The sequence below is a fragment of the Candidatus Binatia bacterium genome (genome assembly GCA_036493895.1).
In the GTDB taxonomy this organism is placed as follows: Bacteria; Desulfobacterota; Binatia; order UBA1149; family CAITLU01; genus DATNBU01.
Genome location: DASXOZ010000024.1, coordinates 1 through 2,474 on the forward strand (window position 1 = coordinate 1; position 2,474 = coordinate 2,474).

A 2,474-nucleotide genomic window follows, 5' to 3' on the forward strand; every position below is an offset into this window, starting at 1 on the left:
GGACCGGTCAATCCCGGCGTCACGCCGCCCGCGGCGCGCTGTGCCGGCACGATCTGCCACGCCATCCGCCGAACAAACGCGTCTCAGCCGCGCACCAACCAGACGATGACCACGCCGAGCGCCGCAGAAACAAGGCCGGTAAGGCGCAATCGGCTATCCGATATGCCAAGTGCCGCAGCCATCGCTTGCTTCGCGGTCATCGGGAATGCGGCAAAGAGAATACCTTCGATCGCGAAGAACAATCCGATCGCGGCCAGGAAGTCGGACATACCTGCGGGCCCCGGGGTACGGCCGGCACAACTTGACGAAAAGCCTATTTGGCGTCGGGCGCGGGGGAGGCCCCCGGTTTTTGCGGCGCGCGCGAGGCTGCCGCTTCCGCGCGGTCCCGCGGCAACGGCGTGGAGAAGTAGCGGAAGAAATCCGAATCAGGCCGAAGCACCAGCCGCGTATCGCCGTGTTGCAGGCTCTTCTCGTAGGCCTGCATGGAGCGGTAGAAAGCGAAGAAGTCGGGATCGCGGTTATACGCGTCGGCAAAGATGCGATTGCGCTCGCTGTCGCCCTGGCCGCGGGCCTGCTCGGCTTGGGAGTTGGCCTCGGCCAGCAGCACGGTCACGTCGCGGTCGGCCCTGGCGCGGATCTCCTGGCTCTTCTGGCTCCCCTGGGCGCGGAACTCCGCCGCTTCCCGCTGGCGCTCAGTCTGCATGCGCTGGTACACCGCCTGGCTGTTCTGCTCCGGCAGGTCGGCGCGGCGGATGCGCACGTCGACAACCTGGATGCCGAACGACTGCGCCTCATGGTCGAGCTGCTCGCGCACGCGCGCCATCAGCTGCTCGCGCACGTCGCGCACGACCTCGGTCAGTGTGGCCTCGCCGAGCACGCGCCGCAGCGCCGAGTTGAGCAGGATCGCGAGTTGCGAGTTCGCTCCGGTCTCGCCGACCGTCTGGTAGAATTTGAGCGGATCCTTGACGCGATAGCGCGCGAAGGCGTCGACGACGAGACGCTTCTGGTCGGAGGCAATCACCTCCTGCGCCGGCGATTCGAGGTCGAGGATGCGTTTGTCGACGTAGATCACGCTGTCGATGAACGGCACTTTCACGTTGAGTCCGGGCTCGGTGATCACCCGCACCGGCTCGCCGAGCCGCACCACCAGGGCCTGCTTGGTCTGGTTGACGGTGAACAGGGTGCTGTAGCCGACGATGACGACGAGCAGCAGCAGGACGGCGAAGGCCACTCCGGCAAGGCTCGACTTCATTGGCTGGCTCCGGAAGACGACGGGCTGCCGGCCGGGGACGGCGGACGCTGGCGCGGCAGCTCGGTGAGCGGCAGGTATGGCACCACGCCGGGGCTCGTCTGCTGCGGGCCGGTGTCGATGATCGTCTTCTCGCTGCCGCCGAGAACGCGTTCCATGGTTTCGAGATACATGCGCTCGCGGGTCACGTCCGGCGCTTTCTTGTACTGGTCGTAGATCTGCAGGAAGCGCGAGGTCTGGCCCTTGGCCTCGGCGACGGTCTGCTCGCGATAGGCCTCGGCGTCCTGGGTGACCTTGGCGGCGCGGCCGCGCGCCTCCGGCACCACGCGATTGGCGTAGGTCTGCGCCTCGTTCTGCGCGCGTTCGAGGTCCGAGCGCGCCGCCTGCACGTCGCGGAAGGAATCGATGACCTGGGTCGGCGGATCGACCTTCTGCAGCTGCACCTGCTGCACCAGGACGCCGGCGCCGTAATTGTCGAGGGTCTTCTGCATCAGCTGCTGCACCCCCGTCTCGATGTTCTGCCGCGCACCGGTGAGGATCGGCTGGATGGTCGAGCGCCCGATCACCTCGCGCATCGCGCTTTCGGCGACCGCCTTCACCGTTCCTTCGGGGTTCTGGATGTTGAACAGATAATCGCCGACCCCGTTCGGCTTGACCCGCCACAGCACCGAGAAATCGACGTCGACGATGTTCTCGTCGCCGGTGAGCATCAGGCTTTCCTCTGGCACTTCACGCACCGGCGCGCCACGGCGCACGTTCTCGACCGGGAGCGTGCCGACGTCGATCTTGTTGACGCGCAACGCCGGAGGCGTCAGCGCGGTCTCGATCGGATAGGGCAGGTGGTAGTTCAGCCCCGGCTGCACTTCGCGCACGAACTTTCCGAACCGCAGCACCACGCCGAGTTCGTCGGGCTCGACGCGGAAGAAGCCGGAGAAGCCCCAGAGCACGACCGCCGCCAGCACGATCAGCGCCACACCGCGGCCGCCGAGATTGCCCGGCAGCACGCTGCGCAATCGGTCCTGGCTGCGTCGCAGGAATTCTTCGAGATCGGGCGGCCGCGGCCCTTGCTGCTGCGGACCCGAGCCCCAGGGTCCCCGCGGCCCCGAACCCCAGGGGCCGCCGGACTGGTTGCTCCACGGCATCGGGTAAAAAATCTCCTGATCGCCGGGCCAACCCAGCCGGCATGGATGCGGATATAGGGAAGTGCACTGCTCCTTGCAACGCG

General features: G+C 67.0%; 3 protein-coding genes. All 3 read right to left on the reverse strand.

Annotated features, from left to right (window positions below; all coding sequences use genetic code 11):
* Positions 1–83 precede the first annotated feature (83 nt).
* Genes VGK20_06585 through hflK form a run of 3 tightly spaced genes read right to left on the reverse strand, consistent with a single transcriptional unit; the run spans position 84 to position 2,391 of the window.
* Positions 84–269, reverse strand: coding sequence for a DUF2065 domain-containing protein (locus VGK20_06585; GenBank protein HEY2773700.1), 186 nt, complete (start codon positions 267–269; stop codon positions 84–86).
* A 44-nt stretch (positions 270–313) separates the two neighbouring features.
* Positions 314–1,252 carry a protease modulator HflC gene (hflC, locus tag VGK20_06590; protein ID HEY2773701.1) on the reverse strand — a complete coding sequence of 313 codons (939 nt, stop codon included), beginning with the start codon at positions 1,250–1,252 and terminating at the stop codon, positions 314–316.
* The gene (gene hflK, locus VGK20_06595; protein HEY2773702.1) at positions 1,249–2,391 is read right to left on the reverse strand and encodes an FtsH protease activity modulator HflK; all 1,143 of its coding nucleotides are present in this window, start codon (positions 2,389–2,391) and stop codon (positions 1,249–1,251) included. Before hflK ends, hflC begins: the two co-directional genes overlap by 4 nt.
* Positions 2,392–2,474 lie beyond the last annotated feature (83 nt).

Excerpts from the sequence above, each read along its gene's own strand:
- hflK (HEY2773702.1), bottom strand. The coding sequence starts at position 2,391 with ATGCCGTGGAGCAACCAGTCCGGCGGCCCCTGGGGTTCGGGGCCGCGG.
- hflC (HEY2773701.1), bottom strand. The coding sequence starts at position 1,252 with ATGAAGTCGAGCCTTGCCGGAGTGGCCTTCGCCGTCCTGCTGCTGCTC.
- VGK20_06585 (HEY2773700.1), bottom strand. The coding sequence starts at position 269 with ATGTCCGACTTCCTGGCCGCGATCGGATTGTTCTTCGCGATCGAAGGT.